Source organism: Pseudomonas sp. GD03858, from assembly GCF_029840925.1.
Taxonomy (GTDB): domain Bacteria; phylum Pseudomonadota; class Gammaproteobacteria; order Pseudomonadales; family Pseudomonadaceae; genus Aquipseudomonas.
On sequence record NZ_JAOCDM010000016.1, the window covers coordinates 37,494 to 59,574 of the forward strand.

The 22,081-nt window shown below is 62.3% G+C and carries 18 protein-coding genes and 2 tRNA genes; 19 read left to right on the forward strand and 1 reads right to left on the reverse strand.

Going from position 1 to position 22,081, the window contains the following annotated elements; all coding sequences use genetic code 11:
- The first annotated feature begins 28 nt into the window (after window positions 1-28).
- The 8 genes from grpE to N5D48_RS07060 all read left to right on the forward strand — a co-directional run bounded on the left by grpE (window position 29) and on the right by N5D48_RS07060 (window position 10,385).
- Entirely contained in the window at window positions 29-583 is a 555-nt protein-coding gene (gene grpE, locus N5D48_RS07025) for a nucleotide exchange factor GrpE (RefSeq protein WP_279882573.1), read from the forward strand.
- 101 nt (window positions 584-684) lie between these two features.
- Window positions 685-2,607: a molecular chaperone DnaK gene (dnaK, locus tag N5D48_RS07030; protein WP_279882574.1), complete on the forward strand. Its 1,923-nt coding sequence runs from the start codon at window positions 685-687 to the stop codon at window positions 2,605-2,607.
- Window positions 2,608-2,819: 212 nt separating this feature from the next.
- Complete coding sequence (dnaJ, locus tag N5D48_RS07035; RefSeq protein ID WP_279882576.1) at window positions 2,820-3,944, forward strand: molecular chaperone DnaJ; 1,125 nt, start codon at window positions 2,820-2,822, stop codon at window positions 3,942-3,944.
- Between the two features lie 13 nt (window positions 3,945-3,957).
- On the forward strand, window positions 3,958-4,764 hold the full coding sequence (dapB, locus tag N5D48_RS07040; RefSeq protein ID WP_279882578.1) for a 4-hydroxy-tetrahydrodipicolinate reductase: 807 nt from the start codon (window positions 3,958-3,960) through the stop codon (window positions 4,762-4,764).
- A 259-nt stretch (window positions 4,765-5,023) separates the two neighbouring features.
- Window positions 5,024-6,160: a glutamine-hydrolyzing carbamoyl-phosphate synthase small subunit gene (gene carA, locus N5D48_RS07045; RefSeq protein ID WP_279882580.1), complete on the forward strand. Its 1,137-nt coding sequence runs from the start codon at window positions 5,024-5,026 to the stop codon at window positions 6,158-6,160.
- 106 nt (window positions 6,161-6,266) lie between these two features.
- The gene (gene carB / locus N5D48_RS07050) at window positions 6,267-9,488 is read left to right on the forward strand and encodes a carbamoyl-phosphate synthase large subunit (RefSeq protein WP_279882582.1); all 3,222 of its coding nucleotides are present in this window, start codon (window positions 6,267-6,269) and stop codon (window positions 9,486-9,488) included.
- Window positions 9,485-9,967, forward strand: coding sequence for a transcription elongation factor GreA (greA, locus tag N5D48_RS07055; protein WP_279882584.1), 483 nt, complete (start codon window positions 9,485-9,487; stop codon window positions 9,965-9,967). The genes carB and greA overlap by 4 nt, the downstream gene beginning before the upstream one ends.
- Window positions 9,945-10,385 carry a hypothetical protein gene (locus N5D48_RS07060; protein WP_011532132.1) on the forward strand — a complete coding sequence of 147 codons (441 nt, stop codon included), beginning with the start codon at window positions 9,945-9,947 and terminating at the stop codon, window positions 10,383-10,385. Before greA ends, N5D48_RS07060 begins: the two co-directional genes overlap by 23 nt.
- A 129-nt stretch (window positions 10,386-10,514) precedes the next feature.
- Here N5D48_RS07060 and yhbY read toward each other — a convergent pair whose 3' ends face one another.
- Entirely contained in the window at window positions 10,515-10,823 is a 309-nt protein-coding gene (gene yhbY / locus N5D48_RS07065; protein WP_054892619.1) for a ribosome assembly RNA-binding protein YhbY, read from the reverse strand.
- 102 nt (window positions 10,824-10,925) lie between these two features.
- On the opposite strand from yhbY, the gene rlmE reads away from it, so the two are divergent.
- The 11 genes from rlmE to infB all read left to right on the forward strand — a co-directional run bounded on the left by rlmE (window position 10,926) and on the right by infB (window position 22,079).
- Window positions 10,926-11,552, forward strand: a complete 627-nt coding sequence (rlmE, locus tag N5D48_RS07070; RefSeq protein WP_279882589.1) for a 23S rRNA (uridine(2552)-2'-O)-methyltransferase RlmE — start codon at window positions 10,926-10,928, stop codon at window positions 11,550-11,552.
- 203 nt (window positions 11,553-11,755) lie between these two features.
- Window positions 11,756-13,663 (forward strand): ATP-dependent zinc metalloprotease FtsH, encoded by a 1,908-nt coding sequence (gene ftsH, locus N5D48_RS07075; protein WP_279882591.1) that lies wholly within the window; start codon window positions 11,756-11,758, stop codon window positions 13,661-13,663.
- Window positions 13,664-13,671: 8 nt separating this feature from the next.
- Window positions 13,672-14,523, forward strand: a complete 852-nt coding sequence (folP, locus tag N5D48_RS07080; protein ID WP_069016465.1) for a dihydropteroate synthase — start codon at window positions 13,672-13,674, stop codon at window positions 14,521-14,523.
- Between the two features lie 16 nt (window positions 14,524-14,539).
- Window positions 14,540-15,880, forward strand: a complete 1,341-nt coding sequence (gene glmM / locus N5D48_RS07085) for a phosphoglucosamine mutase (protein ID WP_279882595.1) — start codon at window positions 14,540-14,542, stop codon at window positions 15,878-15,880.
- Between the two features lie 66 nt (window positions 15,881-15,946).
- Window positions 15,947-16,702, forward strand: a complete 756-nt coding sequence (tpiA, locus tag N5D48_RS07090; protein WP_279882597.1) for a triose-phosphate isomerase — start codon at window positions 15,947-15,949, stop codon at window positions 16,700-16,702.
- 4 nt (window positions 16,703-16,706) lie between these two features.
- On the forward strand, window positions 16,707-17,099 hold the full coding sequence (gene secG / locus N5D48_RS07095; protein WP_279882599.1) for a preprotein translocase subunit SecG: 393 nt from the start codon (window positions 16,707-16,709) through the stop codon (window positions 17,097-17,099).
- Window positions 17,100-17,120: 21 nt separating this feature from the next.
- Window positions 17,121-17,206, forward strand: a tRNA-Leu gene (locus N5D48_RS07100).
- Window positions 17,207-17,304: 98 nt separating this feature from the next.
- A tRNA-Met gene (locus tag N5D48_RS07105) sits at window positions 17,305-17,381 on the forward strand.
- A gap of 130 nt (window positions 17,382-17,511) precedes the next feature.
- On the forward strand, window positions 17,512-17,970 hold the full coding sequence (gene rimP, locus N5D48_RS07110) for a ribosome maturation factor RimP (protein ID WP_171031009.1): 459 nt from the start codon (window positions 17,512-17,514) through the stop codon (window positions 17,968-17,970).
- A 59-nt stretch (window positions 17,971-18,029) separates the two neighbouring features.
- Window positions 18,030-19,511, forward strand: coding sequence for a transcription termination factor NusA (gene nusA, locus N5D48_RS07115; RefSeq protein WP_028691253.1), 1,482 nt, complete (start codon window positions 18,030-18,032; stop codon window positions 19,509-19,511).
- Window positions 19,512-19,538: 27 nt separating this feature from the next.
- Window positions 19,539-22,079 (forward strand): translation initiation factor IF-2, encoded by a 2,541-nt coding sequence (infB, locus tag N5D48_RS07120; RefSeq protein ID WP_279882602.1) that lies wholly within the window; start codon window positions 19,539-19,541, stop codon window positions 22,077-22,079.
- The last annotated feature ends 2 nt before the right edge of the window (window positions 22,080-22,081 follow it).

Below are 22,081 nucleotides of genomic sequence, written 5' to 3' on the forward strand. Positions count from 1 at the left end.
ACGACAGAAATTGTGGAGGAGAAACCTAATGGCTGACGAACAGCTGGATGAGAAGAACCTGAATTCCGAAGAAGTTGGTGCAGCGAATGTCGATGCCCGCGTCCTGGAGCTCGAGGAGCAGCTGGCCGCGGCCAAGGATCAGTCCCTGCGCGCCGCCGCCGACCTGCAGAACATTCGCCGTCGCGCCGAGCAGGATGTCGAGAAGGCCCACAAGTTCGCCCTGGAGAAGTTCGCCGGCGACCTGCTGCCGATCATCGACAGCCTGGAGCGTGGCCTGGAGCTGTCCAGCGCCGACGACGAGACCATCAAGCCGATGCGCGAAGGCATCGAGCTGACCCTGAAGATGTTCCACGACACCCTCAAGCGCTACAACCTCGAGGCCCTGGAGCCGCACGGCGAGCCGTTCAACGCCGAGCACCACCAGGCCATGGCCATGCAGGAAAGCGCCGATGTCGAGCCCAATAGCGTGCTCAAGGTGTTCCAGAAGGGCTACCTGCTCAACGGCCGTCTGCTGCGCCCCGCCATGGTGGTGGTCAGCAAGGCGCCATCGGCCGCTCAGCCTTCTATTGATGAAAAGGCTTGAAATCCTTCCGGGCATCCCCATCTAGGTGTCAAGCATTCAAATATTACCGCAGTTGGCCAATGTAGCCGCTGCCACCCAATTCAAGTTTCGGGAGAGTTAACATGGGCAAAATCATCGGTATCGACCTGGGGACCACCAACTCCTGCGTCTCCGTGCTGGAAAACGGCACCGCCAAGGTCATCGAGAACGCCGAAGGCGCGCGCACCACTCCGTCGATCGTGGCCTACGCCAACGACGGCGAAATCCTGGTCGGCCAGTCGGCCAAGCGCCAGGCCGTCACCAACCCGCACAACACCCTGTTCGCGGTGAAGCGCCTGATCGGTCGCCGCTTCGAAGAAGACGTCGTGCAGAAAGACATCAAGCTGGTGCCTTACAAGATCGTCAAGGCCGGCAACGGTGACGCTTGGGTCGAGGCTTCCGGCAAGGAAATGGCGCCGCCGCAGATCAGCGCCGAAGTCCTGAAGAAAATGAAGAAGACCGCCGAAGACTACCTCGGCGAGCCAGTCACCGAGGCGGTCATCACCGTTCCGGCCTACTTCAACGACAGCCAGCGCCAGGCCACCAAGGATGCCGGTCGCATCGCCGGCCTGGACGTCAAGCGCATCATCAACGAGCCGACCGCCGCCGCGCTGGCCTATGGCATGGACAAGGCCAAGGGCGACCACACCGTCATCGTCTATGACCTCGGTGGTGGTACCTTCGACGTCTCGGTCATCGAAATCGCCGAAGTCGACGGTGAGCACCAGTTCGAAGTACTGGCCACCAACGGCGACACCTTCCTGGGTGGCGAAGACTTCGACATGCGCCTGATCGACTACCTCGTCGACGAGTTCAAGAAAGAGTCCGGCATGGACCTGAAGAACGATCCTCTGGCCCTGCAGCGTCTGAAAGAAGCCGCTGAAAAAGCCAAGATCGAGCTGTCCTCCGCTCAGTCGACCGACGTCAACCTGCCGTACATCACTGCAGATGCGACCGGTCCGAAGCACCTGAACGTGAAGATTTCCCGCGCCAAGCTGGAATCGCTGGTCGAAGACCTGGTGACCCGTACCATCGAGCCATGCCGCATCGCCCTGAAGGACGCCGGTATCGACGCCAGCAAGATCGACGACGTGATCCTGGTCGGTGGCCAGACCCGTATGCCGATGGTGCAGAAGGCCGTTGCCGATTTCTTCGGCAAGGAAGCGCGCAAGGACGTCAACCCGGACGAAGCCGTCGCCATGGGCGCCGCCATCCAGGGCGCCGTTCTGGCCGGTGACGTGAAGGACGTGCTGCTGCTGGACGTCAGCCCGCTGACCCTGGGTATCGAAACCATGGGTGGCGTGATGACCGCGCTGATCGAGAAGAACACCACCATCCCGACCAAAAAGTCGCAGGTGTTCTCGACCGCCGACGACAACCAGGGCGCCGTGACCATCCACGTGCTGCAGGGCGAGCGCAAGCAAGCTTCGCAGAACAAGTCGCTGGGCAAGTTCGACCTGGCCGACATTCCGCCGGCACCGCGCGGCGTACCGCAGATCGAAGTGACCTTCGACATCGACGCCAACGGCATCCTGCACGTCGGCGCGAAGGACAAGGCCACCGGCAAGGCTCAGTCGATCGTGATCAAGGCCAACTCCGGCCTGTCCGACGAAGAGATCGAGAAGATGGTGCGTGACGCCGAGGCCAATGCCGAGGAAGACCGCAAGTTCGAAGAGCTGGCCGCTGCCCGCAACCAGGGTGACGCGCTGGTCCACTCGACCCGCAAGATGGTCAGCGAAGCGGGTGACAAGGTCACCGCTGAAGAGAAGACCGCCATCGAGGCCGCCGTGGTCGCCCTGGAAGCCGCCGTCAAAGGTGACGACAAGGCCGCCATCGACGCCAAGGTCGAGGAGCTGTCCAAGGTCTCGGCGCCTGTCGCTCAGAAGATGTACGCCGAGCAGGCCGAGCAACCGCAGGGCGGTGCCCAGCAGGCCGAGCCGGAAGCCAAGCACGATGACGTGGTTGACGCCGAGTTCGAAGAAGTCAAAGGCGACGACAAGAAGTAATTGCTGCATGTTGTCGGTCAGTTCACCGCCGTTTGGCGGTGAACTGCTAGGATGTCGCCGCGCGGGAGCTTGCTCCCGCGTTGGCGTGTCTGGAACACGAGAATTATTTACAGCATCTGTCAGGGCGCGTTCGCGTAAGTCGACAGGTGCTGACGGCATGGCGCACTGAGGCGCCGAGGTATGCCGAACGCCCCCAAGAGTGCAAATGACCTATGGCAAAGCGTGATTTTTATGAGGTCCTGGGTGTCGAGCGTGGCGCCAGCGAGGGTGACCTCAAGAAGGCCTACCGCCGCCTGGCGATGAAGTACCACCCGGACCGCAACCCGGGCGACAAAGAGTCGGAAGACCTGTTCAAGGAGGCCAACGAGGCCTACGAGGTGCTGTCCGACGCCAGCAAGCGCGCCGCGTACGACCAGTACGGTCATGCCGGTGTCGACCCGAGCATGGGCGGCGGCGGTGCTGGCTTCGGCGGCGCCAACTTCTCCGACATCTTCGGCGACGTGTTCAGCGACTTCTTCGGTGGCGGGCGTGGCGGTGGTCGTGGTGGTGCCCAGCGTGGCAGCGACCTGCGCTACACCCTCGAGCTCAACCTCGAAGAGGCAGTGCGTGGCACCACGGTCAACATCCGTGTCCCGACGCTGGTCAACTGCAAGCCCTGCGATGGCTCCGGCGCCAAGAAAGGCTCGACGCCGTCGACCTGCCCGACTTGCGGCGGTATCGGCCAGGTGCGCATGCAACAGGGCTTCTTCGCGGTACAGCAGACCTGCCCGCGCTGCCATGGCCAAGGCAAGATCATCACCGACCCCTGCACCTCGTGCCATGGCGAAGGCCGTGTCGAGGAGTACAAGACCCTGTCGGTCAAGGTGCCGGCGGGCGTCGATACCGGTGATCGCATTCGCCTGTCGGGCGAAGGCGAGGCGGGCGCCCATGGCGGTCCGACCGGTGACCTGTACGTGGTCGTCAATGTGCGCGAGCACGAGATCTTCCAGCGTGATGGCAAGCATCTCTATTGCGAAGTGCCGATCAGCTACACCGATGCGGCGCTGGGCGGCGAGCTGGAAGTGCCGACCCTCGATGGCCGGGTCAAGTTGAAGATTCCCGAAGGGACCCAGACCGGCAAGCAGTTCCGTCTGCGCGGCAAGGGCGTGGCGCCGGTGCGCGGCGGCGCGGCCGGCGACCTGCTGTGCCGCGTGGCGGTGGAAACGCCGGTCAACCTTAGCCGTCGCCAGCGTGAGCTGCTCGAAGAGCTGCGCGATTCGCTCGAGGGTGACAATTCCCATTCGCCCAAGGCCACCGGTTGGTTCGACGGCATGAAGCGCTTCTTCGGCGATCTCTGACAAGGAACAGGCTATGCGACGTATTGCGGTAATGGGTGCGGCGGGGCGGATGGGCAAGACCCTCATCGAGGCCGTGCAGCAGCAGGCCCCTCAGGCTGGCCTGACGGCGGCGATCGATCGCCCGGACAGTTCGCTGGTCGGGGCCGATGCCGGCGAGCTGGCGGCCCTGGGGCGTATCGGCGTGACCATCTGCGACGACTTGGTCAAGGTCGTCGACGAGTTCGATGTGCTGATCGACTTCACCCATCCGTCGGTCACCCTGAAGAACCTGGCGTTCTGCCGCAAGGCGGGCAAGGCCATGGTCATCGGCACCACCGGTTTCAGTGTCGAAGAGAAGCAGTTGCTGGTCGAGGCGGGCAAGGAGATCCCGATCGTCTTCGCCGCGAACTTCAGCGTCGGTGTGAACCTCAGTCTCAAGCTGCTGGACATGGCGGCACGGGTGCTGGGCGACGATGTGGATATCGAGATCATCGAGGCTCACCATCGGCACAAGGTCGATGCGCCGTCGGGGACCGCGCTGCGCATGGGCGAAGTGGTCGCCAATGCGCTGGGGCGTGACCTGCAGGAAGTGGCGGTCTATGGTCGTGAAGGCCAGACGGGCGCCCGTGATCGCAAGACCATCGGCTTCGCCACCGTGCGTGCCGGTGACGTGGTCGGCGACCACACGGTGTTGTTCGCCGCCGAGGGCGAGCGCCTGGAGATCACCCACAAGGCGTCGAGCCGCATGACTTTCGCCAAGGGCGCGGTGCGTGCGGCGCTGTGGCTGGATGGGCGCGAGCCGGGGCTGTACGACATGCAGGATGTGCTCGAGCTGCGTTGATCAGTTCGATCGGTGTTGGCTTCTTCGCGGGCAAGCCCGCGAAGCAGGCGCCGCCGAAGTCTGCCTGTCGCAATCCTGTGTTTTAGAGACACATACGCGGTAGACCGAAAACCACAATTCCTGTAAGCTACAGCTTTAGTGTGTCCACTAAAAGCGCGCAGACTAATTCAGCATAAAAGCGGGGTGACGTGTCCATACGTCATTCCGCTTTTTTGCAACCTGCGATCGCCCTTTCAGGCTTGATTTACGGGAGGTCTTCTTGACTAAGCCAGCCATACTCGCCCTTGCCGATGGCAGCATTTTTCGCGGTGAAGCCATTGGAGCCGACGGTCAGACCGTTGGTGAGGTCGTGTTCAATACTGCAATGACCGGCTACCAGGAAATCCTCACAGACCCTTCCTACGCCCAGCAAATCGTTACCCTGACTTACCCGCACATCGGCAACACCGGCACCACCGCCGAGGACGCCGAATCGAATCGCGTCTGGTCCGCCGGCCTGGTGATTCGCGATCTGCCGCTGCTGGCCAGCAACTGGCGCAACACCCAGTCCCTGCCCGAATACCTGAAAGCCAACAACGTCGTCGCCATCGCCGGCATCGACACCCGTCGCCTGACCCGCATCCTGCGTGAGAAGGGCGCCCAGAACGGCTGCATCCTGGCCGGCGACGACATCAGCGAAGAAGCCGCCATCGCCGCTGCTCGCGCCTTCCCGGGCCTGAAAGGCATGGACCTGGCCAAGGTCGTCTCCACCAAGGAACGCTACGAATGGCGCTCCAGCGTGTGGGAGCTGAAGACCGACAGCCACCCGACCATCGACGCCGCCGACCTGCCGTACCACGTCGTCGCCTTCGACTACGGCGTGAAGCTGAACATCCTGCGCATGCTGGTCGCCCGTGGCTGCCGCGTCACCGTGGTACCGGCCCAGACCCCGGCCAGCGAAGTCCTGGCGCTCAACCCTGATGGCGTGTTCCTGTCCAACGGTCCTGGCGACCCCGAGCCTTGCGACTACGCGATCCAGGCGATCAAAGAGATCCTCGACACCGAGATCCCGGTGTTCGGCATCTGCCTCGGCCACCAGCTGCTCGCCCTGGCCTCCGGCGCCAAGACCGTGAAGATGGGCCACGGCCACCACGGTGCCAACCACCCGGTCCAGGACCTGGACACCGGCGTGGTCATGATCACCAGCCAGAACCACGGTTTCGCCGTCGACGAAGCCACCCTGCCGGGCAACGTGCGCGCCATCCACAAGTCGCTGTTCGACGGTACCCTGCAGGGCATCGAGCGCACCGACAAGAGCGCGTTCAGCTTCCAGGGCCACCCTGAAGCGAGCCCAGGCCCGACCGACGTCGCGCCACTGTTCGATCGTTTCATCGATGCCATGGCCAAGCGCCGCTGAGCATCCTGCATCAAGGCCCCGGGGCGGCTTGTGCCGCGCCCGGAAGCGCCTGACCCAGATTGTTCAAGACGGCTTGCCGACTGACCCGCGGATTTGAGTGACAACCATGCCAAAACGTACAGACATCAAAAGCATCCTGATTCTCGGCGCTGGCCCGATCGTGATCGGCCAGGCCTGCGAGTTCGACTATTCCGGCGCCCAGGCGTGTAAAGCGCTGCGCGAGGAAGGTTTCCGCGTCATCCTGGTGAACTCCAACCCAGCCACCATCATGACCGACCCGGCCATGGCCGATGCCACCTACATCGAGCCGATCAAGTGGCAATCGGTGGCCAAGATCATCGAGAAGGAGCGCCCTGACGCGCTGCTGCCGACCATGGGCGGCCAGACCGCGCTGAACTGCGCCCTGGACCTGGAGCGCCACGGCGTTCTGGAGAAGTTCGGCGTCGAGATGATCGGTGCCAACGCCGACACCATCGACAAGGCCGAAGACCGTTCGCGCTTCGACAAGGCCATGAAAGACATCGGTCTCGAATGCCCGCGTTCCGGTATTGCCCACAGCATGGAAGAAGCCAACGCCGTTCTCGAGCGCCTGGGCTTCCCGTGCATCATCCGTCCGTCGTTCACCATGGGCGGCACCGGTGGCGGCATCGCCTACAACCGTGAAGAGTTCGAGGAAATCTGCGCCCGTGGTCTGGACCTGTCGCCGACCAAGGAACTGCTGATCGACGAATCGCTGATCGGCTGGAAGGAATACGAGATGGAGGTGGTCCGCGACAAGAAGGACAACTGCATCATCGTCTGCTCCATCGAGAACTTCGACCCGATGGGCGTGCACACGGGTGACTCGATCACCGTCGCGCCGGCCCAGACCCTGACCGACAAGGAATACCAGATCATGCGCAACGCCTCGCTGGCGGTGCTGCGTGAAATCGGTGTCGAGACCGGCGGTTCCAACGTGCAGTTCGGCATCTGCCCGAACACCGGTCGCATGGTCGTGATCGAGATGAACCCGCGCGTTTCGCGTTCGTCCGCCTTGGCCTCGAAGGCCACCGGCTTCCCGATTGCCAAGATCGCCGCCAAGCTGGCCGTCGGCTACACCCTGGACGAGCTGCAGAACGACATCACCGGCGGTCGCACTCCGGCCTCCTTCGAGCCGTCGATCGACTACGTCGTCACCAAGCTGCCGCGCTTCGCCTTCGAGAAATTCCCGAAAGCCGACGCCCGCCTGACCACCCAGATGAAGTCCGTGGGCGAAGTCATGGCCATCGGTCGTACCTTCCAGGAGTCCCTGCAGAAAGCCCTGCGCGGCCTGGAAGTCGGCGCCTGCGGCCTCGACCCGAAAGTCGACCTGGCCAGCGCCGATGCCATGAGCACGCTCAAGCGCGAGCTGACCGTGCCGGGCGCCGAGCGCATCTGGTACGTGGCCGACGCCATGCGTGCCGGCATGACCATCGAACAGATCTTCGAGCTGACCGGCATCGACCTGTGGTTCCTGGTGCAGATGGAAGACCTGATCAAGGAAGAAGAGAAGGTCAAGACCCTGGCCCTGTCGGCGATCGACAAGGACTACATGCTGCGCCTCAAGCGCAAGGGCTTCTCGGACCAGCGCCTGGCCAAGCTGCTCGGCATCACCGACAAGAACCTGCGCCGTCACCGCCACAAGCTGGAAGTGTTCCCGGTGTACAAGCGCGTCGACACCTGCGCCGCCGAGTTCGCCACCGACACCGCCTACCTGTACTCGACCTATGAGGAAGAGTGCGAGGCCAACCCGTCGACCCGCGACAAGATCATGATCCTCGGTGGCGGCCCGAACCGTATCGGCCAAGGCATCGAGTTCGACTACTGCTGCGTGCACGCCGCGCTGGCGCTGCGTGAAGACGGTTACGAGACCATCATGGTCAACTGCAACCCGGAAACCGTCTCCACCGACTACGACACCTCCGACCGCCTGTACTTCGAGCCGCTGACCCTGGAAGACGTGCTGGAAGTCTGCCGCGTCGAGAAGCCGAAAGGCGTGATCGTCCACTACGGCGGCCAGACCCCGCTGAAACTGGCTCGCGCCCTGGAAGAAGCCGGTGTACCGATCATCGGTACCAGCCCGGACGCCATCGACCGCGCCGAAGACCGTGAGCGCTTCCAGCAGATGGTTCAGCGCCTGAACCTGCTGCAGCCGCCAAACGCCACCGTGCGCAGCGAGGAAGAAGCCATCAGCGCCGCGGGCGGCATCGGCTACCCGCTGGTGGTGCGTCCGTCCTACGTGCTGGGCGGCCGCGCCATGGAGATCGTCTACGAACTGGACGAGCTCAAGCGCTACCTGCGTGAAGCGGTACAGGTCTCGAACGACAGCCCGGTACTGCTCGACCACTTCCTCAACTGCGCCATCGAGATGGACGTGGATGCGGTCTGCGACGGCACCGACGTGGTGATCGGCGCGATCATGCAGCACATCGAGCAGGCCGGCGTTCACTCCGGTGACTCGGCGTGCTCGCTGCCGCCTTACTCGCTGAGCAAGGAAGTGCAGGACGAAGTCCGCGTACAGGTCAAGAAAATGGCCCTGGAGCTGGGCGTGGTCGGCCTGATGAACGTGCAGCTGGCCCTGCAGGGAGACAAGATCTACGTGATCGAAGTCAACCCGCGCGCCTCGCGTACCGTGCCATTCGTGTCCAAGTGCATCGGCACCTCCCTGGCGATGATCGCGGCTCGCGTAATGGCTGGCAAAACCCTGAAAGAGCTGGGCTTCACCCAGGAAATCATCCCGAACTTCTACAGCGTCAAGGAAGCCGTCTTCCCATTCGCCAAGTTCCCGGGGGTTGACCCGATCCTCGGCCCTGAGATGAAATCCACCGGTGAAGTCATGGGGGTTGGCGACAGCTTCGGCGAAGCCTTCGCCAAGGCCCAGATGGGCGCCAGCGAAGTGCTGCCGACCGGCGGTGCCGCCTTCATCAGCGTGCGTGACGACGACAAGCCGCAAGTGGCTGGCGTTGCCCGCGACCTGATCGCCCTGGGCTTCGAAGTGGTCGCCACTGCCGGCACCGCCAAGGTGATCGAGGCGGCTGGCCTGAAAGTGCGTCGCGTGAACAAGGTGACCGAGGGTCGCCCGCACGTGGTCGACATGATCAAGAACGACGAAGTGTCGCTGATCATCAACACCACCGAAGGCCGCCAGTCGATCGCCGATTCCTACTCGATTCGTCGCAATGCGTTGCAGCACAAGATCTACTGCACCACGACCATTGCGGCTGGTGAAGCCATCTGCGAGGCGCTGAAATTCGGTCCGGAAAAGACCGTTCGTCGCCTGCAGGATCTGCATGCAGGACTCAAAGCATGAGCATTACCAAGTACCCGATGACCGTCCAGGGCGCTCGCGCCCTGGAAGAAGAGCATCTGTTCCTGAGCAAGACCGAGCGCCCGCGCCTGAGCCAGGCGATCGGCGAGGCTCGCGAGCTGGGCGATCTCAAGGAAAACGCCGAGTACCATGCCGCCCGTGAGGAGCAGGGCATGGTCGAGGCGCGTATCCGCGATATCGAAGGCCGTCTGCAGAACTCGGTGGTGATCGACGTCACCACCATCGCCCACACCGGCAAGGTGATCTTCGGCACCACCGTGGTGCTGGCGAACACCGAGACCGATGAAGAGGTGACCTACCAGATCGTCGGCGAGGACGAAGCCGACGTGAAGCAGGGCAAGCTCTCGAGCGGTGCTCCGATCGCCAAGGCCATCATCGGCAAGGAAGAAGGTGATACTGTCGTCGTCAAGACGCCAAGCGGCACGGTCGAGTACGAGATTGTCGAAGTCAAGCACATCTGACCGGCGCCTGCGGGCGCCATCCCTCGAGGGTATCCTCTGGCAGCTGGCCCAGGTGTTCTGGGTCGGCGGCCTGTGGGTGTTCCACGTGGGGCTGGTGCCGGCGCTGAAGGTCAGTGGCCTGGCGCCGTTGCTGGTGCATGATGTGGCCGCGCAGATCGACCGCTGGTTGATCGGCGTGGCGATGCTCGGGCTGTTGACCCAGCTGGCGGTGTTGGCGAGGGTAGATGGCCTGGCGGCCTGGTGGCGGCAATTCCGTGGCCAGATGCTGCTGCTCGGCTTTGGCGCCTGTGTCAGCTACTACACGCTGCGCTACGGAATTTCCGTGGGCGAGCGTTGGCAGATGTTCTGCTTCCTGGTGCTGGGCTTCTCCGGCATCGTGCTGGTGGCCCAGCCGGTCCCGGTCAGGGCGCGGCGGTAAGCAGTCCAGGTTCGCCGGGGCCGCTTTGCGGCCCTTTCGCGACACAAGGCCGCTCCTACAAGAGGCGCGATCTCCTGTAGGAGCGGCCTTGTGCCGCGAAAGGACTGCGCAGCAGTCCCATACGCTCAATTACTTGTAGCGGTGGATATTGGACAGCTGCTTGTTCGGCTGTGGGTTCTTGCGATAGATCAGCGCTTTCTTGCCGATGGTCTGCACCAGCTCTGCGCGGCCGGCCTTGCACAGTTCGGCGATGGCGGCGGCGCGCTCTTCACGGTCTTCCGAGCGGATTTCGACCTTGATCAGCTCGTGATCAGCCAGGGCGCGCTCCAGTTCGGCGATGACACCTTCATTCAAACCATTGCCCGCGACGATCAGAACCGGCTTCAGGTCATGACCAATGGACTTGTATTGCTTCTTCTGCTCGTTGTTGAGCGGCATAATCTGACCCTTTTCGTCTGATTCTGTAAAATTGACGGGCATTTTACCCGAGGGCCTGTGGCTCCGCCCAGTCAATCACGACGCATATCATCGAGGTGCCCCGTGGTACAACGTTCCAAAAGCAGCGCAAACTGGCTGCGAGAGCATTTCAACGACCCCTTCGTCAAGCAGGCGCAGAAGGACGGCTACCGTTCGCGCGCCAGCTACAAGCTGCTGGAGATCCAGGAAAAGGACAAGCTGATCCGTCCCGGCATGAGCGTCATCGACCTCGGCGCGGCGCCCGGAGGCTGGTCCCAGGTGACCAGTCGTCTGATCGGTGGCCAGGGTCGCTTGATCGCCTCGGACATCCTGGAGATGGACGCGATCGCCGACGTGACCTTCATCCAGGGCGATTTCACCAAGGACGAAGTGCTCGCCGACATCCTGCAGGCGGTGGGCGATTCACACGTGGACCTTGTGATTTCCGACATGGCCCCCAATATGAGTGGTACGCCCGCGGTGGACATCCCGCGCGCCATGTTCCTCTGCGAGCTCGCGCTCGATTTGGCAACCCGTGTACTGCGCCCTGGCGGCGACTTCCTGATCAAGATCTTCCAAGGTGAAGGTTTCGATGTGTACCTCAAGGAGGTACGAGGCAAGTTCGACAAGGTGCAGATGCGCAAGCCGTCGTCTTCGCGGGATCGCTCCCGCGAGCAGTACCTGCTGGCCAGGGGCTTCAAGGGGGCATGAGAGGCGTTTTGCGGGGTTGCCGATAGTTATTTCCAATCGGCAGCCCCGTCTGGATCGTCCGAACTTCGTGTAGTCTAGCTTTCACAAAGGGTTACAGACGGTGCCTGCGGATGCGTAGGTAATGTAGTAAGTTAGGGCGATGAATATCATGCGAGGCACGGCTGCGTCGTGCGCCGGCCTCAGAGGGTAGCGAATTGAACGACATGGCAAAGAATCTGATCCTGTGGTTGATCATCGCCGCCGTCCTGGTGACGGTGATGAACAACTTCTCCAGCCCTAACGAGCCGCAGACCCTCAACTATTCCGACTTCATCCAGCAGGTCAAGGATGGCAAGGTCGAGCGCGTGACCGTCGACGGCTACATCATTACCGGCAAGCGCACCGATGGCGACAACTTCAAGACCGTGCGCCCGGCCATCACCGACAACGGCCTGATCGGCGACCTGGTCGACAATCACGTGACCGTCGAAGGCAAGCAGCCGGAGCAGCAGAGCATCTGGACCCAGCTGCTGGTGGCCAGCTTCCCGATCCTGGTGATCATCGCCGTGTTCATGTTCTTCATGCGTCAGATGCAGGGCGGCGCCGGTGGCAAGGGCGGGCCGATGAGCTTCGGCAAGAGCAAGGCGCGCCTGCTGTCCGAAGACCAGGTGAAGACCACCCTGGCCGACGTTGCCGGTTGCGACGAGGCCAAGGAAGAAGTCGGCGAGCTGGTCGAATTCCTGCGCGACCCGGGCAAGTTCCAGCGTCTGGGTGGTCGCATCCCGCGTGGCGTGCTGATGGTCGGCCCGCCCGGTACCGGTAAGACCCTGCTGGCCAAGGCCATTGCCGGTGAAGCCAAGGTACCGTTCTTCACCATTTCCGGTTCCGACTTCGTCGAGATGTTCGTCGGCGTGGGTGCCAGCCGTGTTCGTGACATGTTCGAGCAGGCCAAGAAGCACGCGCCGTGCATCATCTTCATCGACGAAATCGACGCCGTCGGTCGCCACCGTGGCGCCGGCATGGGTGGCGGTCACGACGAGCGCGAGCAGACCCTGAACCAGTTGCTGGTCGAGATGGATGGCTTCGAGATGAACGATGGCATCATCGTCATCGCCGCCACCAACCGTCCGGACGTGCTCGACCCGGCGCTGCTGCGCCCTGGCCGCTTCGACCGCCAGGTCGTGGTCGGCCTGCCGGATATCCGTGGTCGCGAGCAGATCCTGAAAGTCCACATGCGCAAAGTACCGGTCGGCGAGAACGTCAATGCCGCGGTCATCGCCCGTGGTACGCCTGGCTTCTCCGGTGCCGACCTGGCCAACCTGGTCAACGAGGCCTCGCTGTTCGCCGCCCGTGCCAGCAAGCGCCTGGTCGAAATGAAGGAGTTCGAGCTGGCCAAGGACAAGATCATGATGGGCGCCGAGCGCAAGACCATGGTCATGTCCGAGAAAGAGAAGCAGAACACCGCCTACCACGAGGCGGGCCACGCCATCGTCGGTCGCGTCGTTCCCGAGCATGATCCGGTCTACAAGGTGTCGATCATTCCTCGTGGTCGTGCCCTGGGCGTGACCATGTTCCTGCCGGAGGAAGATCGCTACAGCCTGTCCAAGCGCGCGCTGATCAGCCAGATCTGTTCGCTGTACGGCGGCCGTATCGCCGAAGAGATGACCCTGGGCTTCGATGGCGTCACCACCGGTGCTTCCAACGACATCATGCGTGCCAGCCAGATTGCCCGGAACATGGTCACCAAGTGGGGCCTGTCCGAGAAACTCGGCCCGCTGATGTACGCGGAAGAGGAGGGCGAGGTGTTCCTCGGTCGCAGCGCTGGCAGCCAGCACGCCAGCGTCTCGGGCGAGACCGCCAAGATGATCGACTCCGAGGTGCGCAGCATCATCGACCAGTGCTACGCCACGGCCAAGCAGATTCTCACCGACAACCGCGACAAGCTCGACGCCATGGCCGAAGCCTTGATGAAGTACGAAACCATCGATGCCGACCAGATCGACGACATCATGGCGGGTCGTACCCCGCGCGAGCCGCGTGACTGGGATAATGACTCGGGTACCTCCGGTAACCAGGCTTCCCAGGACGATCGTCCGGAGTCGCCGATCGGCGGTCCAGCGGCTCAACACTAAGGGTATCTATGAGCTTGACGCAGTACCCGACCCGGTTGCCTTGCGGCAACCGGGTTCTTGATTTGTCCCGTACCCATGTCATGGGTATCCTCAATGTCACCCCAGACTCGTTCTCCGATGGTGGGCGCTTCAGTCAGCGCGATGCAGCGTTGCGCCATGCCGAGGAGATGGTGGCGGCCGGTGCGACCCTGATCGACGTAGGTGGCGAGTCCACCCGTCCTGGGGCTCGCGCCGTCTCGCCTATCGAGGAATTGGAGCGCGTGGCGCCCATTGTCGAGGCGATCAGCAGTCGGCTCGATGTGATCATCTCGGTCGACACCTCGACACCTTCGGTCATGCGTGAGACGGCCCGCCTTGGTGCAGGGCTGATCAACGACGTGCGTGCCCTGGAGCGTGATGGCGCGCTCGATGCGGCGGCCGATACCGGCCTGCCGGTCTGCCTCATGCACATGCGTGGCGAGCCGGGCAACATGCAGGACAATCCGCAGTACGAGGATGTGACAGCCGATGTAACGCGCTATCTTGAACAGCGTATGGCCGCCTGCGCGGCGGCCGGCATCGGGGCTGAGCGCATCATCCTCGATCCGGGGTTCGGCTTTGCCAAGACTCTTGAGCACAACCTCAGCCTTTTCAAACACATGGAAGCGCTCTACCGCCTGGGGCGGCCACTCCTGGTGGGCGTCTCGCGCAAGAGCATGATCGGCCTCGCGCTGGATCGTCCGGTTGGCGAGCGGCTCTACGGCAGTCTGGCCCTGGCCGCCCTGGCCATGACCAAGGGCGCGAGCATCCTGCGGGTACACGACGTCGCCGAAACCGTCGATGTCGTGCGCATGATCGCCGCCGTGCAGAGCGCCGAATAAGAACATTGGAGTCACTATGAGCAGAAAATACTTTGGTACCGATGGTATCCGTGGTCGTGTTGGCCAGTACCCCATCACCCCCGACTTCATGCTGAAGCTCGGCTGGGCCGCCGGCATGGCGTTCCGCAAGCAAGGCAATTGCCGGGTGCTGGTGGGCAAGGACACACGGATTTCCGGCTACATGTTCGAGTCCGCCCTGGAGGCCGGCCTGTCCGCAGCGGGGGCTGATGTGATGCTGCTCGGGCCGATGCCGACCCCGGCCATCGCCTACCTGACCCGTACCTTTCATGCCGAAGCCGGGATCGTCATCAGTGCTTCGCACAATCCTCATGACGACAACGGCATCAAGTTCTTCTCCGGTGCCGGCACCAAGCTGCCGGACGAAGTCGAGCTGATGATCGAAGAGCTGCTCGATCAGCCGATGAACGTCGTCGACTCCAGCAAGCTGGGCAAGGTCTCGCGCATCAATGATGCCGCCGGGCGCTACATCGAATTCTGCAAGAGCAGCGTGCCTAGCAGCACCAGCTTCGACGGCCTGAAGATCGTCGTGGATTGCGCTCACGGCGCCACCTACAAGGTAGCGCCGAGCGTATTCCGTGAGCTGGGTGCCGATGTCACGGTGCTGCATGCCGCTCCGGATGGTCTGAACATCAACGAAAACTGTGGTTCGACCCACATCGAGTCGCTGCAGGCTGCGGTCTTGGTTGGGCATGCGGACCTCGGCATCGCCTTCGATGGCGATGGTGATCGCGTGCTGATGGTCGACCATACCGGCGCCATCGTCGACGGTGACGAGCTGCTGTTCATCATCGGTCGTGACCTGCAGGAGCGCGGCAAGCTGCAGGGTGGCGTCGTTGGCACGTTGATGAGCAACCTGGGCCTGGAACTGGCGTTCAAGGAGCTGGATATCCCGTTCGTGCGGGCGAAAGTCGGTGATCGTTACGTCATGGCCGAACTGCTCGAGCGCGAATGGCTGCTGGGTGGCGAGAACTCCGGGCACGTCGTGTGCGCCAACCACACCACCACGGGGGATGCGATCATCGCGGCCTTGCAGGTGCTGATGGCGCTCAAGCGCCGGGGCGAGAACCTGTCCCAGGCGCGTCAGGCCGTGCGCAAGTGCCCGCAGGTGCTGATCAATGTGCGTTTCGCGGCGGGCAAGAGCGACCCACTGGAAAACCCACTGGTCAAGGAAGCCAGCGCCAAGGCGACCGAAGCCATGGCGGGGCGTGGGCGCGTGCTGTTGCGCAAGTCCGGTACCGAGCCGCTGGTGCGGGTGATGGTCGAAGGTGACGACGAAGGGCAGGTGCGCGGCCATGCCGAGGCCCTGGCCAAGCTCGTCGAAGAAGTTTGTGCCTGAAAGAGGCTTGCCAGCGCAGATCGTGTTGGGTAAGATCTGCGCCCACTTTGACCGACGAGGTAAAGCATGCGTCGCCCCATGGTAGCTGGTAACTGGAAGATGCACGGTACCCGCGCCAGCGTCGCTGAGCTGACCCAGGGCTTGGGCAATATGCCCCTGCCGAACGGTGTGGAAGTCGCGGTGTTTCCACCGGCCTTGTTCATCAATCAAGTTGTTGATGGGCTCGAGGGCAAGGAAATCGCCGTAGGCGCACAGAATTCTGCTGTACAGCTTGAACAAGGCGCGCTGACCGGGGAAGTTGCACCGAGTCAGTTGGCTGAAGCAGGTTGCAAGTATGTTTTGGTCGGGCACTCCGAGCGTCGCCAGATTATTGGTGAAAGTGACGAAGTGCTGAATCAGAAGTTTGCAGCCGCTCAGAAAAGTGGTTTGACGCCGGTGCTCTGTATAGGGGAAACTCTCGCGGAGCGCGAAGCGGGCGAAACGCTCGAAGTTGTAGAGCGTCAACTAAGCAGTGTTATCGAGATGTTCGGTATCAAGGCTTTCGCCAATGCAGTAATTGCCTATGAGCCTGTATGGGCCATTGGTACTGGTTTGACGGCCTCGCCACAGCAAGCCCAGGATGTGCATGCAGCCATCCGCAAGCAGTTGGCGGCGAAGGACGCCGAAGTTGCAGCGAATGTGCGACTTCTCTACGGCGGCAGCGTGAAGGCGGCCAATGCGGCCGAACTGTTCGGCATGCCGGATATCGATGGGGGGCTCATTGGTGGAGCGTCCCTGAACGCAGACGAATTCGGTGCAATTTGTCGCGCCGCAGGAAACTGAACAAATGCTGGAAACAGTCATCGTTGTTTTTCATCTGTTGGCAGCGTTGGCACTGGTTGTAATGGTGCTGCTGCAACAGGGTAAAGGTGCGGAAGCAGGTGCATCTTTCGGCGCAGGTGCTTCAAATACTGTGTTCGGAAGCCAAGGTTCCGCTACCTTTTTGAGTAAAGTTACTGCTATACTTGCTGCCACTTTCTTTTTGACTGCACTTGGGTTAGGATACTTCGCCAAGCAGCAGGCTCACCAGCTGAATCAAGCTGGCTTGCCAGATCCAGCGGTGCTGGAAGTCAAAGAGCCAAAGCCGGCAGTCAATGATGATGTACCGGTGCTCCAGCAGCAGAAGAGCGAAACCACCAACTCTGGTGACGTACCTCCTCCAGCCAAAGAGCAGCAGTAACGGGTTTCAAGAAGTAGTATTGCCGAGGTGGTGGAATTGGTAGACACGCAACCTTGAGGTGGTTGTGCCCATAGGGTGTAGGGGTTCGAGTCCCCTTCTCGGTACCAATTGAAGCATGAGAGCCCGCTGTAGCGGGCTTTCTTGCAGGTGGAGGTCGGATTGACCCAGCAAAGGGTTCAGTCTTATACTTTCGCCCCAGCTTTGTCGCGGGGTGGAGCAGCTTGGTAGCTCGTCGGGCTCATAACCCGAAGGTCGTTGGTTCAAATCCAGCCCCCGCAACCAGTCTCAGCGGAGCCCCTTTTCAGGGGCTTTTTGCTAGCCGAACAGTTTTAGGTGCCGTTGTCCAACGGCGCTTTCAGGGATGGGCGCTTCGCCCATTTTTTATTTGCACAGCATGCACGAGGGGGTTCAGGTGTCGAGCAAGCTAGAACAGTTGCAGGCCTTGTTGGCCCCGGTTGTCGAGGGTCTGGGCTATCAATGCTGGGGGATCGAATACGTCTCCCAAGGCAAGCATTCGGTACTGCGTATCTACATCGACAAGGAAGACGGGATCCTGGTGGACGACTGCGAAGCGGTCAGCCGTCAGGCCAGCGCCATCCTCGATGTGGAAGATCCGATCAGCTCTGAATATACCCTCGAGGTATCCTCTCCAGGCATGGACCGCCCGCTGTTCACCCTTGAACAGTTTGCTTCGCATGCCGGCGAGCAGGTGAAGATCAAGCTGCGTACGCCCTTCGAGGGTCGTCGTAACTTCCAGGGCCTTCTCCGTGGTGTGGAGGAGCAGGATGTGGTGGTCCAGGTGGACAACAACGAGTTCCTGCTGCCGATCGACTCGATCGACAAGGCCAATATTATTCCCAGTTTTGACTGAGACGTGCCGGGCCCGGCGGACTTTCCGGGCCCAATGGCTTGCGCAAGGCGAGGCGTACGATGAGCAAAGAAGTACTGCTGGTTGTTGAATCGGTATCCAACGAAAAGGGTGTACCGCCCGGCGTCATTTTCGAAGCGCTGGAAGTGGCCCTGGCCACTGCAACCAAAAAACGTTTTGAGGACGAAGTCGACCTGCGTGTGGAAATCAACCGCCACACCGGTAGCTACGAGACCTTCCGCCGCTGGACCGTGGTCGACGAGAACGACCTGGACGATCCGGCGATCGAGACCTGGCTGGAAAAGATCCAGGACACGCACCCGGACGCCAAGATCGGTGACGTGATCGAAGAGAAGATTGAGTCGATCGAATTCGGCCGTATCGCCGCCCAGACCGCCAAGCAGGTCATCGTGCAGAAGGTTCGCGAAGCCGAGCGCGCCCAGGTGGTCGACGCCTATCGCGAGCGCGTCGGCGAGATCATCTCCGGCACCGTGAAGAAGGTCACCCGCGACAACGTCATCGTCGACCTGGGCAACAATGCCGAGGCGCTGCTGGCTCGTGAAGACATCATCCCGCGTGAGACCTTCCGCGTCGGCGTGCGCCTGCGTGCGCTGCTCAAGGAAATCCGCACCGAGAACCGCGGTCCGCAGTTGATCCTGTCGCGCACCGCGCCGCAGATGCTCATCGAGCTGTTCCGCATCGAAGTGCCGGAAATCGCCGAAGGTCTCATCGAAGTCATGGCCGCCTCCCGTGATCCGGGGTCGCGCGCCAAGATCGCCGTCCGCTCCAAGGACAAGCGCATCGACCCGCAAGGTGCCTGTATCGGCATGCGTGGTTCGCGCGTCCAGGCCGTATCCGGCGAGCTGGGTGGCGAGCGTGTGGATATCGTCCTGTGGGACGAGAACCCGGCGCAGTTCGTCATCAACGCCATGTCGCCGGCAGAGGTTGCCGCGATCATCGTTGATGAAGATGCCCATGCCATGGACATCGCCGTGGCCGAGGACAACCTGGCCCAGGCCATCGGCCGTGGCGGTCAGAACGTCCGCCTGGCCAGCCAGCTGACCGCCTGGACCCTGAACGTGATGACCGAGAAGGACATCCAGGCCAAGCAACAGGCGGAAACAGGCGACATCCTGCGTAACTTCATCGAGGAACTGGAAGTCGACGAGGAGCTGGCACAAGTGCTGGTCGACGAAGGCTTCACCAGCCTCGAAGAAATTGCTTACGTACCGTTGGAAGAAATGCTCAACATCGATGGCTTTGACGAGGACATCGTCAACGAGCTCCGCGCTCGTGCCAAGGACCGCTTGTTGACCAAGGCCATCGCTACCGAAGAAAAACTGGCAGACGCCCATCCGGCCGACGACCTGCTCTCCCTCGAGGGCATGGACAAGGACCTGGCGGCGGAACTGGCGGTGCGCGGCGTGGTTAACCGCGAAGACCTGGCCGAGCAGTCGATCGACGATCTGCTCGACATCGACGGCATCGACGAAGAGCGTGCCGGCAAGTTGATCATGGCCGCCCGAGCCCACTGGTTCGAGTAATTAGGCGCGGCCTGAGGAGAGAAGTGCATGACGCAAGTCACGGTGAAAGAACTGGCCCAAGAGGTCGAGGCACCGGTAGAGCGCCTGCTGCAGCAGATGCGTGAGGCAGGTCTGCCGCACACCGACGCCGGTCAGGTAGTGACCGACAATGAGAAGCAGACCCTGCTGACCCATTTGAAGAGCAGCCACAAGAGCAAGGCGGAAGAGCCGCGCAAGATCACCTTGCAGCGCAAGACCACCAGCACTCTGCGTGTCGCCGGTAGCAAGAGCATCAGCGTAGAAGTACGCAAGAAGAAAGTCTTCGTGCAGCGCAGCCCGGAAGAGATCCAGGCCGAGCAGAAGCGCGAGCAGGAAGAGCGCCGCGCGGCGGAAAACGCCGCCCGCGAGAAGGTCGAGGCCGAAGTACGCCAGCGCAACGAAGAGCAAGCCCGTCGTCAGGCGGCCGAAGCACCGGCTGCGGCGCCTGCGCCGAAGGCCGAGCCTGCCCCGGCCCCGGTAGTGGCCGATGCACCGGTTTCGGAAGACGCCGCTGCCCGTGCTGCCGAGCGCAAGAAGGAAGAAGCGCGTCGCAACGAAAGCCGTGCCCGTGACGATGAACGTCGCGGCGGCGGCGGTGGTGCGGCTGGCGAGCGTCGTGGCGAAGCGCCACGCGTTTCCATCAAGGTCAAGGTCAAGGAGAAGGAAAAGGCTCCGACTCCGCGCGCCGCGCCACGCACCACCGACGAAGAGAGCGATGGTTTTCGTCGCGGTCGCGGTGGCAAGGGCAAGCCGAAGAAGCGCAACCAGCATGGCTTCCAGAACCCGACCGGTCCGGTCATCCGCGACGTGACCATCGGCGAGACCATCACCGTCTCGGAACTGGCGCAACAGATGTCGGTCAAGGCCGCCGAAGTCGTCAAGTTCATGTTCAAGCTGGGCACTCCGGTCACCATCAACCAGGTGCTGGACCAGGAGACCGCTCAACTGGTCGCCGAAGAACTGGGCCACAAGGTTACCCTGATCAGCGACACCGCCCTGGAAGACTCCCTGGCCGAATCGCTGAAGTTCGAAGGTGAAGTCGAGTCCCGCGCGCCGGTCGTGACCGTCATGGGCCACGTCGACCACGGTAAAACCTCGCTGCTCGACTATATCCGTCGTGCCAAGGTTGCTGCTGGCGAAGCCGGTGGCATCACCCAGCACATCGGTGCCTACCACGTGGAAACCGACCGCGGCATGGTCACCTTCCTCGATACCCCGGGTCACGCTGCGTTCACCCAGATGCGTGCCCGTGGTGCCAAGGCCACCGACATCGTCATCCTGGTGGTGGCGGCGGACGACGGCGTGATGCCGCAGACCCGCGAAGCCGTTCAGCACGCCAAGGCTGCCGGCGTTCCGCTGGTCGTCGCGGTGAACAAGATCGACAAGCCGGGTGCCGACCTCGATCGCATCCGCAACGAGCTGGCCGTCGAAGGCGTGACCTCCGAGGACTGGGGCGGTGATACGCCGTTCGTCAAGGTCTCGGCGAAGATGGGTACCGGTGTCGACGAGCTGCTCGAAGCGGTTCTGCTGCAGGCCGAGATCCTCGAGCTGACCGCCACGCCGACCGCTCCGGGTCGTGGTGTCGTGGTCGAATCGCGTCTGGACAAGGGCCGTGGCCCGGTTGCCACGATCCTGGTTCAGGACGGTACCCTGCGTCAGGGCGACATGGTCCTGGTCGGCTCCAACTATGGCCGCGTGCGCGCCATGCTCGACGAGAACGGCAAGCCTGTGAAGGAAGCCGGCCCGTCGATCCCGGTCGAGATCCTCGGCCTGGATGGCACGCCGGAAGCCGGTGACGAGCTGTCCGTGGTCGCCGACGAGAAGAAGGCCCGTGAAGTTGCCCTGTTCCGTCAAGGCAAGTACCGCGAGGTCAAGCTGGCCCGTGCTCACGCCGGCAAGCTGGAAAACATCTTCGAGACCATGGGTCAGGAAGAGAAGAAGACCCTCAACATCGTCCTCAAGACCGACGTGCGCGGTTCTCTGGAGGCCCTGCAAGGCTCGCTCGGCGGCCTGGGTAACGACGAAGTTCAGGTGCGCGTCATCGGTGGCGGCGTCGGTGGTATCACCGAGAGCGACGCCAACCTGGCGCTGGCGTCCAACGCGGTGCTGTTCGGCTTCAACGTGCGTGCCGATGCCGGCGCGCGCAAGATCGTCGAGCAGGAAGGTCTGGATATGCGTTACTACAACGTGATCTACGACATCATCGAAGACGTCAAGAAGGCCCTGACCGGCATGCTCGGCAGCGATGTTCGCGAGAACATCCTGGGTGTCGCGGAAGTGCGTGACGTGTTCCGTTCGCCGAAGTTCGGCGCCATCGCCGGCTGTATGGTCATCGAGGGTACCGTGTACCGCAACCGTCCGATCCGCGTACTGCGGGAGGACGTAGTGATCTTCGAAGGCGAGCTGGAGTCGCTGCGTCGCTTCAAGGACGACGCTGCCGAAGTGCGTAACGGCATGGAGTGCGGTATCGGCGTCAAGAGCTACAACGACGTCAAGGTCGGCGACAAGATCGAAGTCTTCGAGAAAGTCCAGGTGGCTCGTACCCTGTAAGG

What these genes read in the sequence shown, in the direction of transcription:
- grpE (WP_279882573.1), top strand. Translation starts at nt 29, where the DNA reads ATGGCTGACGAACAGCTGGATGAGAAGAACCTGAATTCCGAAGAAGTT.
- dnaK (WP_279882574.1), top strand. Translation starts at nt 685, where the DNA reads ATGGGCAAAATCATCGGTATCGACCTGGGGACCACCAACTCCTGCGTC.
- dnaJ (WP_279882576.1), top strand. Translation starts at nt 2,820, where the DNA reads ATGGCAAAGCGTGATTTTTATGAGGTCCTGGGTGTCGAGCGTGGCGCC.
- dapB (WP_279882578.1), top strand. Translation starts at nt 3,958, where the DNA reads ATGCGACGTATTGCGGTAATGGGTGCGGCGGGGCGGATGGGCAAGACC.
- carB (WP_279882582.1), top strand. Translation starts at nt 6,267, where the DNA reads ATGCCAAAACGTACAGACATCAAAAGCATCCTGATTCTCGGCGCTGGC.
- greA (WP_279882584.1), top strand. Translation starts at nt 9,485, where the DNA reads ATGAGCATTACCAAGTACCCGATGACCGTCCAGGGCGCTCGCGCCCTG.
- yhbY (WP_054892619.1), bottom strand. Translation starts at nt 10,823, where the DNA reads ATGCCGCTCAACAACGAGCAGAAGAAGCAATACAAGTCCATTGGTCAT.
- ftsH (WP_279882591.1), top strand. Translation starts at nt 11,756, where the DNA reads ATGGCAAAGAATCTGATCCTGTGGTTGATCATCGCCGCCGTCCTGGTG.
- folP (WP_069016465.1), top strand. Translation starts at nt 13,672, where the DNA reads ATGAGCTTGACGCAGTACCCGACCCGGTTGCCTTGCGGCAACCGGGTT.
- glmM (WP_279882595.1), top strand. Translation starts at nt 14,540, where the DNA reads ATGAGCAGAAAATACTTTGGTACCGATGGTATCCGTGGTCGTGTTGGC.
- tpiA (WP_279882597.1), top strand. Translation starts at nt 15,947, where the DNA reads ATGCGTCGCCCCATGGTAGCTGGTAACTGGAAGATGCACGGTACCCGC.
- secG (WP_279882599.1), top strand. Translation starts at nt 16,707, where the DNA reads ATGCTGGAAACAGTCATCGTTGTTTTTCATCTGTTGGCAGCGTTGGCA.
- nusA (WP_028691253.1), top strand. Translation starts at nt 18,030, where the DNA reads ATGAGCAAAGAAGTACTGCTGGTTGTTGAATCGGTATCCAACGAAAAG.
- infB (WP_279882602.1), top strand. Translation starts at nt 19,539, where the DNA reads ATGACGCAAGTCACGGTGAAAGAACTGGCCCAAGAGGTCGAGGCACCG.